We start from the raw sequence: 20503 nt of genomic DNA, 5'->3' as shown, positions 1-20503 counted from the left end.
TAACGGATGGACGATTCTAAAGAAAATAAACGGTATCAGGAACTGGCTTCTAAATGGCTGGATAAAACAATTACAGCCGAAGAAGAGGTAGAGTTTGCCAATTGGTATAACAGAGACCAGAACCTGGATCTGGAAATTCCGGAAACGTTTGTAAATAATGAAGATTGGCATAAGTCCAGAATGTTTAAAAAAATCCAGCAGGAAATCCGGCAGGAAAAACCATTTTTTATCAGGTACCGCATTGCCATAGCAGCAATCCTGCTCATCAGTCTTTCTTTTGGATTGTTCTTCTACCGATATGCTTCAACATCGAAGGATCAACCGCAGGATATTGCTAAACTGGATATTTTACCTGGATCGAATAAAGCTTTTCTAACCCTCGCGGATGGCACTAAATTATCTCTTACAGATACCAAATCAGGTAAACTGATTGAACAGGCAGGGGTAAAGATCAGCAAAGGAAAAGACGCACAATTAATTTATACTGTGATGCCTTCCGCCGGAACTAAGCTCGAATACAATACGATCAGTACACCAAGGGCTGGTCAATATCAGGTGAACCTGCCGGATGGAACAAAGGTCTGGTTAAATGCGGCCTCTTCTCTGAAATTCCCAACAAATTTTTCTGCCAGTAATGAACGTCGGGTAGAGCTGATTGGTGAGGCCTATTTTGAGGTGGCCAAAGATCCAAAGAAAGCATTTGTCGTGAGTTCCGCCGGACAGGAAGTGAGTGTATTAGGAACCCATTTTAACATCAATAGTTATCCTGATGAACAAAATACATACACCACCTTATTAGAGGGAAGTATTGTGGTAAATGGAACGCGGCTTAGGCCTGATCAACAATCTGTGCTTAATGGAAAAAACATAAAGGTCGTCCCCGCGGATATCGAAAATGTGATGGCCTGGAAAATGGGGAACTTCAGGTTTGATGATGAATCCCTGGAGAGTATCATGAAAAAAGTCTCCAGATGGTACGATGTGGAAATTGAATTTCAGAATGAGGACCTTAAAGAGCTGGAGTTTGGTGGAATTGTAAAGCGCTCTGAAAAAGTCTCTCAGGTATTGAAAATGTTGGAAATGACCAAAGAGCTAAGCTTTAAACTGGAAGGTAGAAAGATCATCATCGGACACAAAAAATAACAACTAAGAATCAGACCAGAGAAAATAAATATTACTAACCAAAAACCTAACCAAGTATGAGACATGTAGAAAAAGATCCCTAGCTAGATCAATAGATGCTCAGTCCACAAAATCAGGAGCGCTGGAACGCCCCTGACTAATGTTCTGCGATCGTTAAAAAAATTGAAATCAATTATTTTCTTAATCATTTTCTAATTGCCCATAACCTTCGAAAGCTGTGGCAATCAGACGAAAAGAACAACCAAATGTATAAAAATTATACTAAAAGTTTTGGTGTGCCGCCCAGGTATACCCGTAAATTTCTGGTAAGTGTAAAACTGACCGTCATTTTCTTAATCGCTACAGCCCTGCAGGTAAGTGCTACAGGCTTCGCACAAAAAGTTACTTATTCCAGAAAAAATGCGACCCTTAAACAGGTGTTTAATGAAATCAATAAACAAACAGGTTACAACATTATCTGGTCGGCTAAAAAAGTAAAAAATACCACCAGTGTGAATGCAAACTTTAACAATGCTTCCATCGAAACGGTATTGGATGTTTGCCTTAAAGATTTGCCACTAACCTATGTGGTAGAAGATAAAATCGTGGTCATCAGAGAAAAAGAAACGGTCATTTCTGAAAAAATCCAGGTGATCCTTCGTTTCCTGGATGTTAAAGGGAAAGTTCTGGATGAAAGCGGCAGCCCCTTGCCAGGGGCCTCAGTTAAAGTAAAAGGAGGGAGTAAAGGAGCTGTAACGGATGTCAACGGTGCCTTTTTACTCGCAGGCGTTGACGAGAATGCCATCCTCGAAGTTTCTTTTGTGGGTTATATTTCTCAGGAAATCAAGGCTGGTTCTCAAAATATGGTCATTAAGTTATTGCCCAAACCAAATGAACTGGAGGACGTGGTGGTGGTGGCTTACGGAAGTCAGAAGAAAACACGCCTGACAGGTGCTGTTGCTCAGGTGACTGGAAAAGATCTTGCCGATCGTCCCATCACCCGCGTAAGCCAGGCTTTGCAAGGACAGGTTGCGAATTTAAACATCAGTATTGGAAATTCCGGAGGGGGGCCAAATGCAAAACAGGGAATAAATGTCAGAGGGTATACCGGACTTGGGGAACCCGGAAGTCCTTTAATCGTGATCGACGGAATTCAGGGGGGAGATATCAATACCCTCAATCCGGATGATGTGGAAAGTATTTCGGTACTGAAGGATGCGTCCTCTGCTGCGATTTATGGTTCAAGTGCACCTTATGGAGTCATCCTGATCAAAACCAAGCAGGGAGATAGAAATAAGCCAACAACCATCACCTACAACAACAACATCTCCATGAACAAAATCTTCAATTTACCGCAAATGGTAAACTCCCTGGATTTTGCCAATACGTATAACGAAGCATTTGTAAACGCAGGAAAATCTCCTTTCTTTGATGGACCTACCCTTCAGCGAATCAAGGACTTTCAGGCCGGAATCCTGAGTACAGAAACAATCAAGGATCCTGCAAACAATAATTACTTCTCTTACAATGCTGCGAACGCAAATAACGAATGGTTTAAAATTTATTATAAAGACCATTCTTATAGCCAGCAACACAATTTAAGCCTCAACGGAGGCTCTGCAGCTTCAACTTATTTTGTGGGTGCAGGTTTTAACGACAGGAGTGGAATGTACACTTACGGTGATGATAAATATAAACGTTATAACCTTCGTGTGAACCTGACTTCTGATGTTTCCAAATGGCTGACCATGAGTGTAAGAGGTACCTTCTCCAGGGAATTGTTCAATACACCAAATGTTTATGCCGGACAAACCGGAGGTGGCGATCGTGCCTATATGCATCAGATCGCCCGCAAGTTTCCAACTGTTCCGCTTTACAATCCGGATGGACGTTTCTCCGCAGATAGTAATGTGCAGTTAATGGAAGAAGGGGGACGGGACAATCAAATCACAGATAAAGGTTTGCTAACCGGTGAGCTTAATTTTAAATTGGCAAAGGGATGGACAGCAGTTGCAAATTATACTTTTGATGGTACTTATTTTGACCAGAGTAACCACCTGAAGACCTTATATACTTATCTGCCTGATGGTTCTCAACGGACATTAGGTGGAACAACACCTAATGGTTTTACCCGGTATAATGAAAGAATTCAGCATGAGGTGATCAATATTTACTCACAATATGAAAAACAGCTGGAAGATCATTATTTCAGCGTGATGGGCGGGTTTGTAAGTGATTATACCAATTTTCAGGCCTATACCGCCAGCAATAATTTTCTGTATTCTGATAATATTCCTTCACTTTCTACTTCTTACGGAACGAGCCCGGGGGTTTCTGATCAAATTAGAAAATTGGCTTCGGAAGGCTTTTTCGGTCGGTTAAACTATAATTATAAAGAAAAATACCTGCTTGAATTGAGTGCCCGTTATGATGGAACGTCCCGTTTTTTAAGTGATGTAAGGTGGAAGGCTTATCCGGGAGTTTCGGCTGGCTGGAATGTCGATAAGGAATCTTTCTTTGAACCGGTAAAAAAGTATGTAAACAATTTAAAATTCAGGGCTTCTTATGGAGAGTTGGGTGATCAGCTGTTTTTAGAGAATAATTATTACCCTTTCTATCCTAGCCTGCCTACGGGAAGAGGTTCCTGGTTGTTTGGTGGTGCACAACAGGCAGTAGTAGGTTTGCCTGGATTGGTAAACAATAACCTGACCTGGGTAACAACAGCTACTTTGAATTTTGGAACAGACATCGCTTTCTTTAACAATAGACTGAATACCTCATTCGACTGGTATATCCGTAAGGCAACTGATGTCAGAGGCCCGGCAGCCGTTGTGCCTGCGGTTTTAGGGACAGGTTCTCCACAGGTAAATAATTCTTCTGTTGAAACCAGAGGATGGGAACTGTCGGTTGGATGGAGAGATAAAATCGGAAATGTGAATTATGGATTTAAAGGGGTACTAAGTGATTATAGTGGAAAAGTAACCAATTATCCAAATCCAACAGGTCAGCTAAGTACTTCGTATAAAGGCCAGCAACTGGGCGAAATCTGGGGTTACCAAACGATGGGGCTTTTCCAAAGTGCTGAAGAAGTAGCAGGAGCACCTTCACAGTCCAGAATTGATCAGAATGCCTGGACTCCGGGAGATGTACGTTATGCGGATCTTAATGGAGATGGGAAAATAGATGCGGGAACTTCTACGCTTTCTGATCCGGGTGATCGTAAAATCATTGGAAACAATACCGCCAGATATGCCTATGGACTTACCCTTGATGCGAACTGGAATGGATTTGATGCCATGATCTTTGTACAGGGAGTAGGTAAACGAGATGCTGCAATCACTGGAAATTACTTCTGGGGCATTGTTGGTGATGAATGGCAAAGCTCCTTATTTACCACGCATATGGACCGCTGGTCGGCCGGGAATCCGAATGGGTATTATCCTAAAGCTTATATGAGTGGCCAGAATAATAAAAATACCCAGGCACAAACGCGTTACCTGCAGGATGCATCATACATGAGAATAAAAAATGTACAGCTGGGATATACCCTGAAAAAAGAATGGCTGGAAAGGGTAAAAGTGAGTAAAGTCAGGTTTTATCTGAGCATAGAAAACCTGGCCACCTTTACCAAATTTACCAAAGCTCTGGATCCTGAACTGACTTTGAATGAAGGAAAAGTATATCCGCTGCAAAGAAGTTATTCTGCCGGATTAAGTGTGACCTTTTAATTAACAGGGATTATAAAAAAATATGATTATGCGCAATAAACTATATCTAACAGTACTTATAGGCCTGATTTTTTTGGCGGGTTGTAAGAAAGATTTTCTGGACAGGAATCCGGAAACGAACATCAGTGAAACAGAATTTTGGAAAACTCCGGGAGATCTTCAGTTATATGTCAATAACCTATACACTGCTTTTCCATCTACAATAAGCGCATTTGGTACGATAGGTCCATATGGACAGGATGCCGATGAGGGGAGCGACAATATGATCACGATGTCAGTAAATGAAACATTGAATGGAGCGAGGGTAGTGCCGGGCTCTGCCGGTGGATGGGCAACCGGCGATTGGACCATGCTGAGAAATATCAATTACTTTATGGCCAATTACAATAAGGTAAATGCTTCCTGGGATAATACTAAAAGCTATGTAGGAGAGGCTTTATTTTTCAGAGCCTGGTTTTATTTTAGTAAACTGAAACAGTTTGGCGATCTTCCATGGATCAATACCCCCCTGAATCCAGCTTCAGATGAATTGACAGCCGGAAGATTATCAAGATCGGTCATTGTTGATTCCATTATGAATGACCTGGATAAAGCAGTACAATATTTACCCTCCAAACCTGCCGCACAGGCTTCCAGAGTAAATAAACAGGTAGCACAATTGCTTCAGGCAAGGATAGCTCTTTTTGAAGGAACATGGGAGAAATACCATGCCAATACTCCTTTTGGTGTAAGTGGTTCTGATGGCAAAAAATTCCTGGAAAAGGCAGCAACAGTAACGACCACCCTGATCGGAGATGCCGGTGGCTATGGCCTTGCCCCGACACCCGGGCCAGATGGATACTGGAAGCTGTTTAATCAAAGCAATTACTCCACAAATCCTGAGATGATGCTCTGGCGACAATATGACCTGAGTACAGTAGGTGGGCATTACTGGCATAGATATACCAATTCAGGTGCAGGAAGAGGGATTACTAAAAATCTGATCGATTATTACCTCTGTACTGATGGAAAACCGATTACCGGAAATGCTTTATATCAGGGAGATGCCAATTTGTTGAATGTCGTTAAAAACAGAGATCCGAGAATGGTGCAGACCCTATATGTGAATGACGGCAATCACTTTAACACGAATAATGTACCTAACGGTGGAGCGAGTATCCCTTTTACCGTCCCAAGTTTTACTGCTGCCAATGAAAGCAAACCTGCTACAGGCTATCAGGTTTATAAAGGGCATAACCCGGATTATAATCAGCAACAGGACAGAGGAACAACAGGGTACATCATTTTCAGATTTGCGGAAGCATTATTGATCAATGCAGAAGCTAAAGCGGAATTAGGAACTTTTACTCAGGGAGATGCCGACCTGACCATTAATAAATTGAGAACAAGGGTTGGAATGCCTAACCTGGTATTGGGAGGAATTACTCCGGATCCTAAATGGGAGTTTCCAGCATTGGGACCAATCATCAATGAAGTGCGGAGAGAAAGAAGAATAGAGCTGGCTTGTGAAGGCTATCGCAGAGATGACCTTTACCGTTGGGCTGCGGCCGATGAATTGTTAGTGGGTTGGAAACCTAAAGGTGCAATATTGGCGCAGTGGGTTGGAATAGTTCCTGCGGGAAATCTGTCCGGTTATCCTGTTGATGCAAACGGTTATATTGAATTGTTCAAGAATATTCCAGCAATGGCTGCTGGTTACCAGTTCAAGATTCAACGGGATTATTTATCACCAATTCCAATCGAACAGATGAGTTTAAATCCGGCAATCAAACAAAATCCCGGATGGTAAGAAAATAAACTCCATCTGAGAATTAACGCTCTCCATTTACTTTAGGTTGGTTAACAGGTACGTTTGGTCGCGTACCTGTTTTTTTATTTTCTTTCCCGAACCCGGATTCTTTATGAATGGAAATGATCTGGTGTATTTACAAGGCATATTGGTTAATATCCGGTCATTTGGCCCCCTGTTAAACGACTAAATTTGATTTTCATCAGGAGCTATAAAGGCAATCAGCTCTTGTTTTTAATTAAAAAATAAATCAAATAACGTATGAGTATCAATTGGATGGGGGTATTTCCTGCTGTAACCACAAAATTTACGGACCAGGATGAGTTAGATTTTAACATGATTAATATTAACCTGGAGGCTCAGCTGGCTGCAGGTGCTGCAGGTATTATTCTTGGAGGCTCCTTAGGAGAGGCGAGTGTGCTGAGTGATGAGGAAAAGTTTGAGTTATTGTCTCATACTCTAAAGGTGATTAACGGAAGAGTTCCGGTATTGTTAAATATTGCAGAACCAACTACAAAAAAAGCAGTAGCTGCGGCTAAGAAGGCAGAACAATTAGGGGCAAACGGACTGATGCTGCTTCCTCCAATGCGCTATTTTGCAGATCAGGAAGAAACACTTGCCTTTTTTGAAGCAGTGGCGCTAAGCACACCATTGCCAATCATGATTTATAACAATCCTGTAGATTATAAGATAGAAGTGACGCTGGATATGTTTGAGGTATTATCGAAACATGAAAACATACAGGCCGTAAAAGAGTCGACAAGAGATATTTCTAATGTGACCCGGATGATCAACCGCTTTGGCGACAGGTTTAAAATCCTGACCGGAGTAGATCCCCTGGCAATGGAAAGCCTGGTGATGGGAGCCCATGGATGGGTAGCAGGATTGGTTGACGCTTTCCCTAAAGAGACAGTAGCAATTTTCAGGTTGGTAAAACAGAACCGTATTCCGGAAGCTTTGACGATTTACCGTTGGTTTCTGCCGGTATTGGAACTGGATATCCACCCTAAGCTGGTTCAATACATCAAACTTGCAGAAACTGCAACAGGCATAGGAACCGAGACCGTAAGGGCACCGCGTCTGGCGATCAAAGGTGCAGAAAGAGAACGCGTGTTAAAGGTCATTAACGATGCACTGGCCAATCGTCCACAATTGCCGGAAGGTAGCTGGGGAATCTAAACAGATCTATACTGAAAAATATGAACGGAAAAAATATGGTTTGCTCGTATGAACGGGAAACTGCCAATGGCAGTTTCTCCGCTCTAAATCCGGCTACCGGTAAAATACTGGAAGGAGATTTCTTTAAGGCTGGAATAACCGAGGCAGATGAAGCATTGAAAGGTGCAGAACTGGCATTTCAAACTTACAAGCATCTCCATAAGGATGTAAAAGCTGCCTTTCTAAGGTGCATAGCCGATGAGATCGCCGCTTTAGGAGACGAACTGATCCATAGGGCCGCTGAAGAGAGTGGTTTGCCAATAGGACGGTTGCAGGGAGAACTGGGACGTACAACCGGACAGTTGAGGTTGTTCGCACAACTGGTAGAAGAAGGATCATGGGTAGAGGCGGTTATAGATACGGCCATGCCGGAAAGACAACCCCTCCCAAGACCGGATATCAGACGTATGCTGGTTCCCCTGGGCCCGGTTGTCGTTTTTGGGGCGAGCAATTTTCCACTTGCATTTTCGGTTGCGGGAGGAGATACCGCTTCAGCACTTGCTTCAGGTTGTCCGGTAATTGTAAAGGCACATCCGGCACATTTAGGCACCAGTAGCCTGGTCGGATCTGCTGTAATAAAGGCCATTCGTAAATCTGGGGTACCGGAGGGCGTATTTTCATTATTGTATGACGATGGATATGAAATCGGTGCCTATCTGGTAAAACATCCAAAAACCAGGGCCGTGACTTTTACGGGCTCGTTTAAAGGAGGAATGGAGTTGGTTAAACTGGCACAGGAACGAAAACAACCGATTCCCGTGTTTGCCGAAATGGGGAGTATCAATCCGGTGATTTTACTTCCACAGGCGATTGCAGAAAATCCGGAAGACCTGGCCAGAAAATGTGCCGCCTCTATTACCCTTGGAGCAGGGCAGTTTTGCACCAATCCAGGTTTGTTGATCGCTGTTCAGTCTGAAGGTTTGGAGCGTTTTAAACAATTGTTAAGTACCCTGATCTCGGAAACGCCTTCGGCAACAATGCTGACACCTGGTATCTTTAACAATTATGAGCAGCGCTCGGGAAAGATCTTACAGGAAGCCGGGCTTAGCCTGCTAGCGGAGTCCGGACTAAGGAACGAGGAGTTAAAACACCAGTCTACCGCTAAAATAGCTCAGGTTACTGCCGCTACTTTTCTGAAATCACCGGCGCTGCAGGAAGAGGTCTTTGGTCCTTATTCCTTGCTGGTTGTGGCCGAAAATACCATTGAACTGGAGGAACTGATCGCTGCACTTGAAGGACAGCTGACCATCACCCTGTTTGCTGCGGGAGATGAACTGGCGCAATACCCAGACTTAGTCAGTCAGATCATGGATAAAACAGGTCGGATCATCAGAAACGGAGTGCCAACAGGCGTAGAAGTCTGTAGCGCAATGCAACATGGGGGGCCATATCCTGCAACCAACGACAGCAGGTTTAGTTCAGTCGGAACTTCGGCGATTTATCGTTTTGTCCGCCCGCTTGCCTGGCAGGATTGGGATCCGGAACTTTTACCGGATGCGCTGAAAGATGGCAACCCCCTCGGAATTTACAGACTGATCAACCAAAAACGAATTCAAGCCTAATGTCAAGTAAAACATTTTTTTGTGTAGATGCACATACCTGTGGAAATCCGGTAAGGTTGGTTGCCGGAGGAGGCCCTCAGCTGAGAGGAGCCAATATGAGTGAAAAACGCCAGCATTTTCTTAAAGAATACGATTGGATCCGTACCGGGCTGATGTTCGAGCCGAGAGGCCATGATATGATGTCGGGAAGTATACTTTATCCGCCACACGATCCGGAAAATGATGTTGCGGTACTGTTTATAGAAACGAGTGGCTGTTTGCCGATGTGCGGTCATGGAACGATCGGAACGATCACCATTGCCATAGAGGAAGGATTAATCCACCCTAAGGTTCCCGGGCTGGTAAGAATGGAAGCTCCCGCAGGTCTGGTGCTCATTGAGTACCGGCAGGAAGGGAAAAAAGTAACCGCTGTAAAACTCAGGAACGTTCCTGCTTATCTTGCTGCATCCGGATTGGAAGTTGAATGTCCTGACCTTGGAACAATTACTTTTGATGTGGCTTACGGGGGTAATTTTTATGCAATTGTAGACCCTCAGCCTAATTTTCCCGGTCTGGAGGAGTATACTGCAGGGCAATTGATTGCCTGGAGTCAGGTGATCCGTAAACGCATCAATGAAGCACATACCTTTGTTCATCCCTTAGATGATACCATCAATGGTTGCAGCCATATTCTTTGGGCAGGCGAGCCCCTGGATCCAACATCCACCGCACGCAATGCTGTCTTTTATGGAGATAAAGCGATTGACCGTTCTCCTTGCGGCACCGGTACTTCTGCCCGTATGGCGCAATGGCATGCAAAAGGAAAATTATTACCCGGACAAGCCTTTATTCATGAGAGTATTATTGGGAGCAAATTTACAGGAAAAGTAGAGGAGGTCCTGAAGTTAGGGGATCTTGATGCGATCATTCCAAGTGTAGAAGGATGGGCAAAAGTATATGGTTACAATACGATAAAGATCGATGATGATGATCCGTATGCACATGGATTTCAGGTGATTTAATTTGGTCATATTTTTTAAAAAAAACGGAATTTAAATGTCGCATGTTTTAATTATAGGAGGAGGAATTGTGGGCTTGAGTTCCGCTTATTACCTCCACAAACAAGGTCATCAGGTCACGGTTTTAGATAAAGGGGACATCTCCGGGAGCTGTTCTTTTGGAAATGCAGGAATGATCGTGCCAAGTCATTTTGTTCCCCTGGCTTCACCGGGGATGGTTCAACAGGGCATCCGCTGGATGTTCAATAGCAAAAGTCCGTTTTATGTCAGACCTTCCCTGGACCTGAACCTGATCAGATGGGGATGGAAATTCCTTAAATCAGCAAATGAGGGGCACGTTTCCCGTTCTGCAGTTCCGTTAAGGGATTTATCCCTGCTTAGTAAAGAGCTTTTTGAGGCGCTTAGCCGGGAACCCGGTTTTGAGTTTGAGTTGAAAAATAAAGGAATTCTTGCTTTTTACAAAACGGAGAAAGCAGGAGAAGAAGAGGTACATCTGGCGCAAAAAGGAACAGAACTTGGACTGGATATGGGCGTGTTAAATCCGGAGGAATGTCAACTGCTTCAACCAGGCCTTCAGTTAGATGTGCTTGGCGCAGTACATTATCGTTGCGACGGACATTTGTATCCGCCAAAATTAATGGGGGCTTTACTGAATTTCCTGGAACAAAACGGAGCCCATGTTGTGCGTCACTCTGAGGTAACAGCGGTTGAAAAGAAAGACGGAAAGATCGTCAAAGTTTTTACGGGAAATAAAGTATGGGAAGCGGATCACTATGTACTGGCTTCCGGCTCATGGTCACCGGCCATTGCCAAAATGATGGACATTAATGTGCCATTAATGCCTGGCAAGGGCTACTCCTTTATGGAAAGAGAACCGGAACAGCGAATGACGATTCCCGCTTTGCTTTGTGAAGCCAGGGTAGCCATTACGCCAATGAACGGCGATATCAGGTACAGTGGAACCATGGAGCTGGATAAAATAAACACAAGGGTCAATATGCAAAGGGTAAAAGGTATTGTGGAATCGGTACCAAAGTACTTTCCCAACCTGCATCCAAAACTTCCTTCAGCCGAAGGGGTCTGGTTTGGCTTCAGGCCATCTTCGCCAGATGGACTGCCATATATTGGAAACAGTTCCAAAATGAAAAACCTGACCATAGCTACCGGACATGGCATGATGGGTTTAAGCCTTGGCCCTGCTACGGGCGCACTGGTGAGTCAGCTCATTTCTGGTCAGCAAACCAGTATTGACCTCAAAGCCTTTTCTCCATCAAGGGGCTGATGTTGACAAATATTAACAGGTATTGACCATATCTTAACATGATGTTGCTTGTATTTGGTGACTGGAAGTTAATATCCGTATATTAACTTCCAGCAAAGCAACTCATATGAAAGTACTTCCATTTACCGTTTTCGTACCAGACGATAAGAGTGTGATATCGGAACACATCATGCAACCTCATTTTTACCAGTACCTCCACCGCCATGATGAATGGCAGATTACCCGGGTGCAGAGGGGGGAAGGAACGTTGATTGCCGGTAATAACATGCATTCCTTTTCTGCAGGAGATATCTTTTTGATTGGTGCCAACCTGCCGCATCTTTTCAAATCCAGTCCGGCCTATTTCGTAGGTGATGAAAGTAAAAGCATTGAAGCCTGTTCTCTTTATTTTAACCCCTCAGGGATTTTAAGAGCATTGTTTGATTTACCCGAAATGAAGTTGTTGAATGTCTTTTTTAAGAATAACAAACATGGATTTAAAATCCCCGCTAAATGGAATAAGGACATTTCATCTAAAATTTTTGCTGTCCATGAGGCTTCAGGAACGGATGTTTTGTTTAACCTGGTTCAGTTGTTAAATATCTTACAAGGTATAAATGAACCGGTCGAAGCGCTTTGCCCGGAGATCTATTCTTCCGATATTTCAGAAAATGAAGGCATAAGACTGAGCAATATCATCAATTTTATCATGCGTAACTATAACCAGCAAATCACTTTGGATGACATTGCCAATAAGGCGTACATGACCCCACCTGCTTTTTGTCGTTATTTCAAACAACATACCGGACATACTTTTGTATCTTTTTTAAATGAAGTCCGGGTAAATGATGCCTGTAAAAGTCTGCTTGCGGGGAATAAAGTGACTGGCATTTCCGGGGTAGCATACAAAGCCGGCTTTAACAGCCTCACGAATTTTAACCGGGTATTTAAAAGCATTACCGGGCAATCACCAAGAGCATATATTGATGCTTACCAGAATCTGAGCAGAACGAGTTTAATTGCGAGGGGATAAACCCGGAAATTAAAATTTGCACTGGTAAGATGACATGGATTATTTATATTGGTGGAAGAAAGATACAGAAGTATGGAAACAACACCTAAGCCTAAAAACATAGACGAATACATTTCGGGATTTCCTGAAGAGGTGCAGGGCATTCTGGAAGAAGTTCGTGGAACGATCAAAAAAGCGGCACCAATGGCAGAAGAAACCATTAGTTATGCAATGCCTGCCTTTACCTATAAAGGAATTCTGGTTTATTTTGCTGCTTATAAAGCACACATAGGCTTTTATGCGCTGCCTACTGGAAATGAAGCCTTTCAAAAGGAGTTAGCTGTTTATAAGACAGGAAAAGGTTCCATTCAGTTTCCAATCAATCAGCGCATGCCATTAACCCTGATCACAAAGATCGTGGAGTACAGGATTCAGGAAAACCTGGCAAAGGCCGATAAAAAGAAAACGAAGGCGGATAAAAAGAAAACTACCTTATAATTTTTTTAGCCAGTATCTCTCCAGGCAGGCCTTCTATTTCTCCAACAAACTCAGAAATAAATCCTTGTCTGATGAGGATGCTTCTTGAGGCAAGGTTTGCAGGATCAATGATGGCAGTAACTCTGGTCAGAAATGGAGTAGTTGCTGCAAGTGCCATAAAATGATTTGCGATTTCCGTTCCAAGACCTCTACCCCAATATTCCGGTAAGAGTAAATAACCAAGTTCTGCTTCAGTGGCAACGGTTTCACTAAGTTCGAGTTTCCCTAAACCTATAAACTGATCTGTTGCAGCGTCAAATATTTTAAAACGCCCAAAATCAGGGTGTTTTTCGTTTTGTTTAAGAATGTCTTCAAAGGTTGCTGTTGCCTCTTCTAATGGAATAGCTCTTTCCGTAACCATTGCCATTACCTGCTCATTGGAAACGAGCAGGTAATAGTCAGAAAAATCCGTAAGTGTGGAGAATTTCCGGGTGTAAATTCTATTTGTCATTAGCCCATCACTTTATTTAAGGCAATAATGGCTCTTTTGAAATGTTCAGGATCAATCAGGAACTGTATGTTTACTTTTCTCAATGCAAATCCGGCACTTTTGATATTGATACCATCATCGGTCAGAGCGGCAGCGCTTTTTGCAAGTAAGCCAGGCTGGTCCATATTGGTACCCAACAAACACACCATAGCTACATTTTCTACGGTAACTTTCTCAAAATCTTCTTCCAGTTTGCTGATCAGCTTCTTATTGAAATCACGTGCCCAGATCACAATAGAGATGCTGTTGGCACTGGTTGATTTGAACGTATAACTGACATTATAATCAAAAAAGGTCTGCATGATCTGAAGGTCAGATCCTACATTTCCTACCATTGAAGGATCATAAACATCAATCATCATCAGTTTATCCGTTCCTGTGATGACTTCTACACGTTTGGTTTCACAAATGAACTCACGTGTGATCAATGTTCCGGGATGGGAGGGTTCAAAAGTGTTTTTGATCCTTAGGTGGATGCCACTTACTTCCAGCGGTTTTGACGCTTTAGGGTGGATGGCTTCCATGCCCACATCTGCCAGCTGATCGGCGATATCATAATTGGTATAACCAACCGGAATGCAGTTTTCTATACCTACCAATGCCGGATCGGCAGTAGAGAGGTGGTATTCCTTATGGATGATCGCTTCCTGCGGTTTTAAAAACTCCGCAATTTTACTGAAAGTGACTTCCGAATAGCCCCTGTCAAACTCTCTCATGATCCCTTCAGTACCTTTCGCATAACCGGTAGTGATGCAAATGGTTTGTTCAAAATCAATGTTTTTGAAGGCGTGTTTGATCCGTTGGTCAATGGTAAAAGGACGATGATCACCAAATCCGCTCAGGTCAACCAGGCGGGTATTGATGCCCATGTTTTGCAGGATATTGGTAAAGTTAAATGCCGAATGGCTTTCTCCGATGGAAGCCAGGATTTCGCGGGCAGCCTGAAGGATTCCTTCTCTGCTTACATAACCTGAGGCCAGGATATTGGCCAGGTTTTCCAGATAGGTTTGTGCTTCTTTGATATGGCTTTCAATAAAACGATCGGCAACAGCAAGGTCTAAACCCAGGTCTACGTATTTTTTATTGATGGATTTTAATTTAACAATCAGTTCCTTTAGCGGGCGATGAAAATCCTGTTGTTTTGCAATGCGGTGGTAAACACCCGGAGCTCCGGTTTTCTTATTCTCCAAAAGGAGATCCGTAACCCCTGAAAATGCAGAGACTACGAATATCCTGTTGTACAATTGTGCTCCGGTACGTTCAAATAATATGATATTTTTTATGACTTCCTGTAAGGCACTCATCGAAGTGCCACCAATTTTTTCTACTGTTAACATGTAAGGTTTATAACGGCTTAGTTTCCGCCTAAAATTACAGGATTTTTTCCATTCCCCATAATGATTACCTTGGTATTAGGGGAGAGTGCGATCTCTTTCTGCGCTTTTATGGATTCGTACTGGAGCTGTTTATCGCTCAGACCAGTAGATAGGATATGCTGATAATCGGCGATACCCTGTGCTTCCACACGCTTCCGTTCGGCTTCCTGTTTTTCTTTCTGCAAGACGAACTGCATTTTCTGGGCATCCTGCTCAGCATTGATCTTAGATTCAATCGTTTTACGAACGGATTCAGGGAGGGTTACATTTCTGATGAGCAACTGCTCGAGTTTAAGTCCCCTTTTTGCAAAACTACGGTTGATCTCAGAAACGATCTTGTTTTGAAACTCCTGCCGTTTGGTCGAATACAAGGATACCGCCTCATAAGAAACTGCATTGTCCCGGATGGCCGTTCGTGTAATCGGGCGAACGACTTTGTCCAGGTAATCACCACCGATTTCTTTGAGGATCTTCGGTGCATCCCGGGGCTGTACACTAAACAAAACAGAAAGGTCGATCGTTACTTCCAGTCCATCGGAGGTTAAGATTCTAATGGCATCATCACCCGATTTGCTACCCTCATCATGAATGGCAGACATGGTGTAGTTTTGTGTTTTAACATCAAAAGTAGTGACTTCTACCAACGGATTAATGATGTTCAGTCCGCTGTAAAGTACATCATTATCTACTTTTCCGTATAAGGTTTTTACGCCCACCTGCCCGGCATCGACCACTTTGAACATGGATAATGCTGCACCTAATAAGAGAAGTACAAGACCTGCAATACGGATGATTTTGCTGAACCGGGCTACCTGCTCTTCAGCTCTGGCAATTACGAAGCTTACAATTACTATGAGTAATCCTAAAATAATAAGAAACATGATCTGAGGCTTAGTTTAGATTTATCTGAGATTTTGGGCCTGCTTTTTCAAGCAGCAATGTAGTCATGGCCTGAAGAGCGAGGCTGCCAGGAAGTTTGTTGTTTTCCATCTTTTTGATTTTTATAGGATGGAAGCGGCAAAGGGGATGCCCGAAAGTGATAATCGTGGATAAAAGCCTGCCAGGACGTCTAAAAGAAGATTTTTCTTTTTTCTGAAAGCGATCTGATTTCGGGAGATCTTTCAAAATGGTAGGGTATTTTTCATTTTGAAAGGGGAAATTTTCATTTTGAAGTAGAAAAGAAAAGCCCTGGTCAGTATTTCATCTCTTACCAGGGCATTTAAATTTATCTTAAACTATTAATTCAATCAGGGATTACCGATTAAAGTGTTAGCGGGTTTCAATTTCAGGAACACTGATCCAGTGCCATTTCCTTTTGGTAAAGCCTGGATTCAGATCTCCATCAATATTGAGCCTTCTCAGGTCAATTAAGCGGGTACCTCTCCAGGATAAAAAGATCCTTCGGATAGCAGTTAATGTTGAAAGGTCCGAAACCGGAGTTTTTAGGTTGGAGTTTCCCGTAACATCATATTTCTGAATGACTGTATTGACCAGCTCCATGGCATTTCCGGAAATTAAACCGCGGAATACCAGTTCAGCCCTGATCAGTTGCATCTCTTCTTCATCGGTTACCATTAAGGGGTCTCTTTCTTTGTAATAGGTCAATGACCAGTGCCCTTTTGCTGCTTTTACCACTGGAATACGTGTTTTTTCAGCAGCTGTTTTCAGTTGGGCAACTAAAGTCGGATCAACCGCAGCATCTCTCACATTCACATTTAAAGCGGTAAAGAATGCATTACTGGTAGTACCCACCGTATTCAGAAAGGAAAAGTTTTCGCCTGTCTGGAACGATTGGTTGATGTGTGATACGGCAAGCGGAAAATTGCTGGTATGAATTCCCAGTTTAGCCAGTAAGGAGTGAAGTAGTCTTTTTTCCTGGTCATTGGCCAGGGGCAGGGCTTCTTCCCAATAACGTTGCGTTTTAGCGTAAGCATCTGCATGTTTTACCAATTGCTGATCCGCATAAACTGCGGGACTGGTTTCACTCACACTGAAATAATCAGCCATTAACATCCAGGCATAACCTGCATGAAGTTTAGCGTTATAGAGGGCTGATTGTTTGATTTTAATCTGATCGGCATCAGCCGGGTTTAGCTGCTCTGCAATTTTGATGGCATCTTCAGCGCGGGCCCTGTAGTTCTGCACATTAGACCATACACTATAAAGGGAAGTATTGTCGGGGCTGAGTTTATCCTCATCCAGTTCCTTGTAAAAAGGGGAGTTTGGGACTGCTGTAGGAATAATTTCATCAGCAATTGCACCTGAAGCCACCAATAAGTCTGAGGCTGAAGCAGCACCTGCACGCCATACTCCCGCAATAACAGGTCCGTATACATAATTCCCCTTTTCAATGCGGCCCAGCATTTGAATGTTGTTCAATTGAGATTCATCAACTGTGTTATTGGGTAATTTTGAATCGTTTACCCATTTATCACAAGATGAAAAGCTGAATGCAAGGATGAACATCGCTGCGGTGCTTAAAAGGCTTTTTGTGTTCTTTAACATAATTTTATTGATCATCAACAGCGGTAATCTGTTGTTATTAAAATCCAATATTTAAACTAAATGCATAAGTGCGTGGAGTAGGGACTGTGGTCCAGTCGGAAGAAAGGTAGCTGATTCCTCTGTTTCTTTTGCTTCCTCCCTGAGAGTCGATCTGAGGCTCAGCTCCACCATAATTGCTGCTTAGCCAAAGGTTATTTCCGGTAACGGAAACCACACATCTTTTCAGAATACCATTGCTTTGTTTCTTTGCCCATGAACCCAGGTCGTAAGAAAGGGTCAGGTTGCTCAATCTGAGGAAATCTGCTTTCTGGATGTAATCACCTCTTGTTCCTTCGAATTTAGACAATTGTGTTGCCGTGGCGATGTAATCTGCTGTTCCCGGAGTTTGGGTGGCCAGTTGTTCTTTTAAATCTTCTTTGGCTTTAAAGTTTGTCCCCTGACTGGCTACATTACGATGGGAAATGTTGTACACTTTTGCACCTTTGGAATAGGTGAAGAGCGATTGTAAACGCAGGTTTTCAAATAGCTGCAGCCCAAAACCAAATGAACCATTATAGGTGGGGAAGGGCTTGCCCAGTTCTTTTAATCCACTTTCTTTTGCCCCTGTATATTCTCCTTTTGCATTGAAAACAGGACCTTCAGAAACGTTGGAGTAAAAAGCAAAGGCAGGCAATCCTTCGCGGATCAGGTTCACAGTATTCAGGATATCCCTGCCACCTGAATTGACCACTTCATTTGACTGATGGTTGAAGATCGCAAAGATGTCCAGGCTGTGTTTTTTATTGCTGCTGGTAAACACACGGCCGTTATAGGTTACTTCAATCCCTTTTCCTTTGATCTTTCCGATGTTTTCAGGATAGTCTCCGCTTAAGCTCGATGGCCAGCCCAGAGAAGGCAATAAGGTGGTGTAAACGATGGCATCACGGGTATGTTGCTGATAATAGGTAAAGCCAAAGCGCTGACCAAACAGGCTGATGTCTGTTCCCATTTCCAGCTCTCCTGTCCGCTCTGGTTTGATGTCAGGATTTCCTTTTCTTAAAGGTCTGACCATGGTACCAAAAGAAGAAGCTTCTACAAGATAAGCGGTTTGTGCATCATTAGGGTAAGGCAAACGGCCGGATTCCCCATAAGCAGCCCTGAACTTCCATGCTTCTACTTTTCCTTTCAGGAAGGGCATCTCTGCCACATTATAAGCCACACTTACGGTAGGATACCAGATATTGGCTACATTGGCACCGATCATATTGGAAACATCTCTTCTAAGTCCGGCATTGATGAACAATTTGTTATCATAACTCAGGAAAGCCTCTCCGTATAAACCATGTGTACGTTTCTCATAATCTGTATCGGTTACACCAAGGATCTCTGCTGCAGAAGCAATATTGCTGATGCCCGGAACAGCAAAGTTTTTTACACTGATTCCGTTTACCCGTTCTGTAGCACTGGTTAACTGCGAGAGTACACTTAAGTTCAATTGCCATTTCGGACTGAACACAAAGTTACGTGACACTTTAAAGTCCCAGTTCATGTTCTGATTGCGACGGCTGCTGATCTGTTTGGCTCCTGTATTGTTTGTGCCTTGCAGGTATCCGTAAGGAAGGTAATTTAAACCTTCAATATGATTCAGGTCCAGACCAATCAGGGTCTCCATTTTGATTTCGAAAGGTAAGGTATAACCTAATTTTACACTTCCGGTAAAGCGGTCATTATCGTATTGTTTCTGAATGGCTCTCCAGGTTTCTTCAGCGATAAAAGGCCATGGTGTGCGGTCTCTCATCAGGTTCCATATCGCATCATCACGTCCGGAAGCCGATTGTGGAATGCTGAGTTTTCCTTTCACATAACCAGCGGTAACAGAAAGTTTAAAACGATCTTTTACCAGGTCATATCCGGTACGGAAAGTATGTCTGTTGTCCTGGTTTCCCGGAACAATTCCTGCATTTTTATTGGTATTGGCAGAAAAGAAGATGCTGTTGCTCTGGTCCAACTGTGCCGTTAAATTCGCGTATAATTGCTGTTGTGTTCCTTTTCTGAAGAAATCATTTAAGGGATCATTGTTGACAAACTGATCATATTTTTTTGCCAGTTCACTAAAGCCGGCAGTGTATTTTACGTTTACCGCTACTCCTTTTTGTCCGCTTAAGCCACGTTTAGTTTGAATAATTACTACCCCATTTGCCGCCTCTGCACCATAAGAGGCGGCAGCTGCAGGACCCTTAATCACATCTATTGAAGCGATATCATTTAAAGGCAGGTCATTCAAAGCACTCATGGCTTCCTGTGGAGAATTCACATCTGCAGTATTGCTGTTGTTATAGCGGACCCCATCAATAAAGATCAGAGGATCACGTTCCATGCTAAAGGTTGCCGCAGAGCGGATGTCGAAGCGGATGGGCATGCCCACTTTTCCATTGGTGTTATATACCTGTGCGCCAGAGATTCTTCCATTTACAATATCTGCAAGGGAAGAAGGATTGCTGGTTGCAGCAACGGCAGCGGCATCAATATGATCCACATTGGTTCCAATTGCTTTTTTACTTCTGGAATTTGCTAAACTGGCGGTTACCATCACCTCGCTTAAAGCCAGTCCGGATTCCAGGTAAATGCTGAGTTGCTGGCCATCTTTGGAATGGTATTGCTTTTGAAGGGTTTTATAACCGACCATTTTAACCACTAAGGTCTCGCCGGATTGCAATTGAATGCTAAATTGTCCCTTTTCATCCGCCATTACGCCTTTTCCTGGCTGTTCTTTGATGGCAATACTTGCCCCGATGATACTTTCGCCGGTACTCTTGTCGTATATGGTTCCTTTGATCAGCTGTGCATTTACGGCAGTGCAAAGGAGCATTAGTACCCCTAAAATGGTAAAAAATCTATTCATATGTGTATTCTAATTATTCGCAGA

14 protein-coding genes are annotated in these 20503 nt (G+C 43.2%); 9 read left to right on the top strand and 5 right to left on the bottom strand.

The features are described from left to right. Window positions 1-6 precede the first annotated feature (6 nt). From BUC20_RS23560 to BUC20_RS23520, 9 genes are all read left to right on the top strand, one after another. Window positions 7-1143, top strand: coding sequence for a FecR family protein (locus tag BUC20_RS23560; RefSeq protein ID WP_073233679.1), 1137 nt, complete (start codon window positions 7-9; stop codon window positions 1141-1143). A gap of 245 nt (window positions 1144-1388) precedes the next feature. Then, window positions 1389-4850: a TonB-dependent receptor gene (locus BUC20_RS23555; RefSeq protein WP_073233677.1), complete on the top strand. Its 3462-nt coding sequence runs from the start codon at window positions 1389-1391 to the stop codon at window positions 4848-4850. Window positions 4851-4878: 28 nt separating this feature from the next. Next, entirely contained in the window at window positions 4879-6639 is a 1761-nt protein-coding gene (locus tag BUC20_RS23550) for a RagB/SusD family nutrient uptake outer membrane protein (protein WP_159441152.1), read from the top strand. Between the two features lie 261 nt (window positions 6640-6900). Beyond that, window positions 6901-7818: a dihydrodipicolinate synthase family protein gene (locus tag BUC20_RS23545; protein ID WP_073233675.1), complete on the top strand. Its 918-nt coding sequence runs from the start codon at window positions 6901-6903 to the stop codon at window positions 7816-7818. 20 nt (window positions 7819-7838) lie between these two features. After that, entirely contained in the window at window positions 7839-9419 is a 1581-nt protein-coding gene (locus tag BUC20_RS23540; protein ID WP_073233673.1) for an aldehyde dehydrogenase (NADP(+)), read from the top strand. Next, window positions 9419-10420, top strand: a complete 1002-nt coding sequence (locus BUC20_RS23535) for a 4-hydroxyproline epimerase (RefSeq protein WP_073233671.1) — start codon at window positions 9419-9421, stop codon at window positions 10418-10420. Before BUC20_RS23540 ends, BUC20_RS23535 begins: the two co-directional genes overlap by 1 nt. A 34-nt stretch (window positions 10421-10454) precedes the next feature. Further along, window positions 10455-11699, top strand: a complete 1245-nt coding sequence (locus BUC20_RS23530; RefSeq protein ID WP_073233669.1) for an NAD(P)/FAD-dependent oxidoreductase — start codon at window positions 10455-10457, stop codon at window positions 11697-11699. Between the two features lie 106 nt (window positions 11700-11805). Next, window positions 11806-12711 carry an AraC family transcriptional regulator gene (locus BUC20_RS23525; RefSeq protein WP_073233667.1) on the top strand — a complete coding sequence of 302 codons (906 nt, stop codon included), beginning with the start codon at window positions 11806-11808 and terminating at the stop codon, window positions 12709-12711. A gap of 72 nt (window positions 12712-12783) precedes the next feature. Further along, window positions 12784-13188: an iron chaperone gene (locus tag BUC20_RS23520; RefSeq protein ID WP_073233665.1), complete on the top strand. Its 405-nt coding sequence runs from the start codon at window positions 12784-12786 to the stop codon at window positions 13186-13188. Here the strand turns inward: BUC20_RS23520 and BUC20_RS23515 are convergent. From BUC20_RS23515 to BUC20_RS23490, 5 genes are all read right to left on the bottom strand, one after another. After that, window positions 13178-13678, bottom strand: coding sequence for a GNAT family N-acetyltransferase (locus BUC20_RS23515; RefSeq protein ID WP_073233663.1), 501 nt, complete (start codon window positions 13676-13678; stop codon window positions 13178-13180). The genes BUC20_RS23520 and BUC20_RS23515 overlap by 11 nt on opposite strands. Then, the gene (locus tag BUC20_RS23510; protein WP_073233661.1) at window positions 13678-15054 is read right to left on the bottom strand and encodes an aspartate kinase; all 1377 of its coding nucleotides are present in this window, start codon (window positions 15052-15054) and stop codon (window positions 13678-13680) included. Before BUC20_RS23510 ends, BUC20_RS23515 begins: the two co-directional genes overlap by 1 nt. Window positions 15055-15071: 17 nt before the next feature. Continuing rightward, on the bottom strand, window positions 15072-15974 hold the full coding sequence (locus BUC20_RS23505) for a prohibitin family protein (protein ID WP_073233659.1): 903 nt from the start codon (window positions 15972-15974) through the stop codon (window positions 15072-15074). A gap of 388 nt (window positions 15975-16362) precedes the next feature. After that, window positions 16363-17598 carry a RagB/SusD family nutrient uptake outer membrane protein gene (locus tag BUC20_RS23495; protein WP_143166890.1) on the bottom strand — a complete coding sequence of 412 codons (1236 nt, stop codon included), beginning with the start codon at window positions 17596-17598 and terminating at the stop codon, window positions 16363-16365. A gap of 37 nt (window positions 17599-17635) precedes the next feature. Beyond that, the gene (locus tag BUC20_RS23490; protein WP_084529200.1) at window positions 17636-20479 is read right to left on the bottom strand and encodes a TonB-dependent receptor domain-containing protein; all 2844 of its coding nucleotides are present in this window, start codon (window positions 20477-20479) and stop codon (window positions 17636-17638) included. Window positions 20480-20503 lie beyond the last annotated feature (24 nt).

The sequence above is a fragment of the Pedobacter caeni genome (assembly GCF_900129215.1).
Classification (GTDB): domain Bacteria; phylum Bacteroidota; class Bacteroidia; order Sphingobacteriales; family Sphingobacteriaceae; genus Pedobacter; species Pedobacter caeni.
The sequence above is the reverse complement of the archived record's forward strand: the minus strand, read 5'-3'. Positions and strand labels throughout refer to the sequence as shown.

Coding starts and splice junctions, on each gene's coding strand:
- BUC20_RS23560 (WP_073233679.1), top strand. CDS start 7: ATGGACGATTCTAAAGAAAATAAACGGTATCAGGAACTGGCTTCTAAA.
- BUC20_RS23555 (WP_073233677.1), top strand. CDS start 1,389: ATGTATAAAAATTATACTAAAAGTTTTGGTGTGCCGCCCAGGTATACC.
- BUC20_RS23550 (WP_159441152.1), top strand. CDS start 4,879: ATGCGCAATAAACTATATCTAACAGTACTTATAGGCCTGATTTTTTTG.
- BUC20_RS23545 (WP_073233675.1), top strand. CDS start 6,901: ATGAGTATCAATTGGATGGGGGTATTTCCTGCTGTAACCACAAAATTT.
- BUC20_RS23540 (WP_073233673.1), top strand. CDS start 7,839: ATGAACGGAAAAAATATGGTTTGCTCGTATGAACGGGAAACTGCCAAT.
- BUC20_RS23535 (WP_073233671.1), top strand. CDS start 9,419: ATGTCAAGTAAAACATTTTTTTGTGTAGATGCACATACCTGTGGAAAT.
- BUC20_RS23530 (WP_073233669.1), top strand. CDS start 10,455: ATGTCGCATGTTTTAATTATAGGAGGAGGAATTGTGGGCTTGAGTTCC.
- BUC20_RS23525 (WP_073233667.1), top strand. CDS start 11,806: ATGAAAGTACTTCCATTTACCGTTTTCGTACCAGACGATAAGAGTGTG.
- BUC20_RS23520 (WP_073233665.1), top strand. CDS start 12,784: ATGGAAACAACACCTAAGCCTAAAAACATAGACGAATACATTTCGGGA.
- BUC20_RS23515 (WP_073233663.1), bottom strand. CDS start 13,678: ATGACAAATAGAATTTACACCCGGAAATTCTCCACACTTACGGATTTT.
- BUC20_RS23510 (WP_073233661.1), bottom strand. CDS start 15,054: ATGTTAACAGTAGAAAAAATTGGTGGCACTTCGATGAGTGCCTTACAG.
- BUC20_RS23505 (WP_073233659.1), bottom strand. CDS start 15,974: ATGTTTCTTATTATTTTAGGATTACTCATAGTAATTGTAAGCTTCGTA.
- BUC20_RS23495 (WP_143166890.1), bottom strand. CDS start 17,598: ATGTTAAAGAACACAAAAAGCCTTTTAAGCACCGCAGCGATGTTCATC.
- BUC20_RS23490 (WP_084529200.1), bottom strand. CDS start 20,479: ATGAATAGATTTTTTACCATTTTAGGGGTACTAATGCTCCTTTGCACT.